Source organism: Pseudomonas sp. p99-361 (assembly GCF_003935475.1).
Classification (GTDB): Bacteria; Pseudomonadota; Gammaproteobacteria; order Pseudomonadales; family Pseudomonadaceae; genus Aquipseudomonas; species Aquipseudomonas juntendi.
This window is the reverse complement of sequence record NZ_RHQO01000137.1, coordinates 1-1,487: the sequence shown is the minus strand read 5'-3', so window position 1 is coordinate 1,487 and position 1,487 is coordinate 1. Positions and strand designations below refer to the sequence as shown.

General features: G+C 60.7%; 4 protein-coding genes. All 4 read left to right on the top strand.

The window, feature by feature from the left end; genetic code table 11:
• Positions 1–78 precede the first annotated feature (78 nt).
• Genes EGJ22_RS25825 through EGJ22_RS25810 form a run of 4 tightly spaced genes read left to right on the top strand, consistent with a single transcriptional unit; the run spans position 79 to position 1,394 of the window.
• On the top strand, positions 79–396 hold the full coding sequence (locus tag EGJ22_RS25825; RefSeq protein WP_029888040.1) for a hypothetical protein: 318 nt from the start codon (positions 79–81) through the stop codon (positions 394–396).
• Positions 384–758, top strand: a complete 375-nt coding sequence (locus EGJ22_RS25820; RefSeq protein WP_125920457.1) for a phage protein NinX family protein — start codon at positions 384–386, stop codon at positions 756–758. Before EGJ22_RS25825 ends, EGJ22_RS25820 begins: the two co-directional genes overlap by 13 nt.
• Positions 755–1,129, top strand: coding sequence for a hypothetical protein (locus tag EGJ22_RS25815; protein ID WP_029888011.1), 375 nt, complete (start codon positions 755–757; stop codon positions 1,127–1,129). The genes EGJ22_RS25820 and EGJ22_RS25815 overlap by 4 nt, the downstream gene beginning before the upstream one ends.
• Before the next feature lie 46 nt (positions 1,130–1,175).
• Positions 1,176–1,394 (top strand): hypothetical protein, encoded by a 219-nt coding sequence (locus EGJ22_RS25810; protein ID WP_029888010.1) that lies wholly within the window; start codon positions 1,176–1,178, stop codon positions 1,392–1,394.
• The last annotated feature ends 93 nt before the right edge of the window (positions 1,395–1,487 follow it).

The window sequence follows — 1,487 nt, the reverse complement described above, 5'->3', positions numbered from 1 at the left end:
GCTCTCCCCGCACGAAACCCAACCCGAACCTACACCCGCTCTGGCGCCTGGGCGCTGGATTGATGAGAGGTATCAGCTGTGAGCAAGTACCGTAAAGGTCAGCTTTACACCCGTCGCATGCGCCCGTCCGACGACAGCGACAGTTGGCGCCTGGCAATGCGGCTGGCGTTTTACACAACGATGCTGCGCAGTGGCGATTACAAGAGTGCATACGTGCTCTGTCGCCACGGTGTGAAAGGGATAATGGAGGTTGGTCGGAGCCGTAAAGACCTGACCTCAACCCTGTTCATGTCAGGTTGCCGCACCTTCAAGGATATCCAGCGCAAGAGCAAGTTCGGCAACATCGAGCGCGCCAAAGCGGCCAAGGCCAAGCAGGTGGCGCCATGCCCGACCTGATCGAAGTGAGCGCGTCGAACCTCTCCGGGGAGGCACTGGGCTGGGCAGTTGGCACGGCCGAAGGGCTGGATGTGTACTTGGAGCCGCCCGGGTACAACGGCGTGCCTTGGAGGGTATTCGCCCGATATCAGTGCCAGGCCATCGAGCACGCCAAGCGTTTCAACCCCTGGGAAGACTGGGCGCTGGCAGGTGCTCTGGTCGACAAGTATCGCGTATGCCTGGATTTCAAATGCGGCCTGTGGAGTGCGCTTGGAGAAGAATGGGTCGCGGGCTGCCACACACCACCGGTTGCGATTTGCCGCGCCGTCGTCACCGCCACGCTCGGCGATACCGTCCAGGTGCCCAAGGAACTGATGTCATGACCGAAGTTCATCGCTACAAAGTCGTCCAGATGGTTTCTGAGGCGGGAGGATGGATTGGCTACGACCCGCACGGGCCGGAAGTCGTGATGGCCTCGGCGTACGACCAGCTCAAGGCCGAGAACGAGGCGCTGCGCAAAGATGCCGAACGCAGCAAGAGCATGCTGTTGGACGCCTGTGTGCAGATCGGCTCTATCGGCGAGGCCATGGGCCTGGATATGGACGCCGACGCCGACATGATGATCGGCACAGCCCGAGATCTGATCAATGGAATGAACCGCATCATCCAGGAATGCCCACTTGGTAGCCCTGGCTTTGCCATCGCCACCGAGGTGATGGGTGAGCTTGGCGTGCAGCAGGAGGACGAATCATGATCCTGCCCATGATGTACGTAGCCTTCCACCTTTACAGGTGGCCGCGATGACCTGCATCCGTGTGGAGTACGGCTATGTGTGCATGTCGCCGTTCTTCAGGTTGCCGCTAGCAGACGGCACGCGGGTGTTCATGTCCTGGCACAACTACCTCGGCCCGACCTTCTTCCGCGACCGAAATGAGCAGCGCGAGATCGAGGACTGGTACGAAAACCTGCTGATCTGTGACGCCCTCGACTGGTTCTGCAAGCGCGGCCACCGCGCCTAACCCCTTCCCCTACTACTCAAGCCCGCCGACATGCGCGGGCGAGGATCCTGCATGCTCGAAAACATCGAGGTGGTGCGCATCAAGCGCTTCGCC

Bases quoted from the DNA above. Each gene is read 5' to 3' on its own strand.
- EGJ22_RS25820 (WP_125920457.1), top strand. From the start codon at position 384: ATGCCCGACCTGATCGAAGTGAGCGCGTCGAACCTCTCCGGGGAGGCA.
- EGJ22_RS25815 (WP_029888011.1), top strand. From the start codon at position 755: ATGACCGAAGTTCATCGCTACAAAGTCGTCCAGATGGTTTCTGAGGCG.
- EGJ22_RS25810 (WP_029888010.1), top strand. From the start codon at position 1,176: ATGACCTGCATCCGTGTGGAGTACGGCTATGTGTGCATGTCGCCGTTC.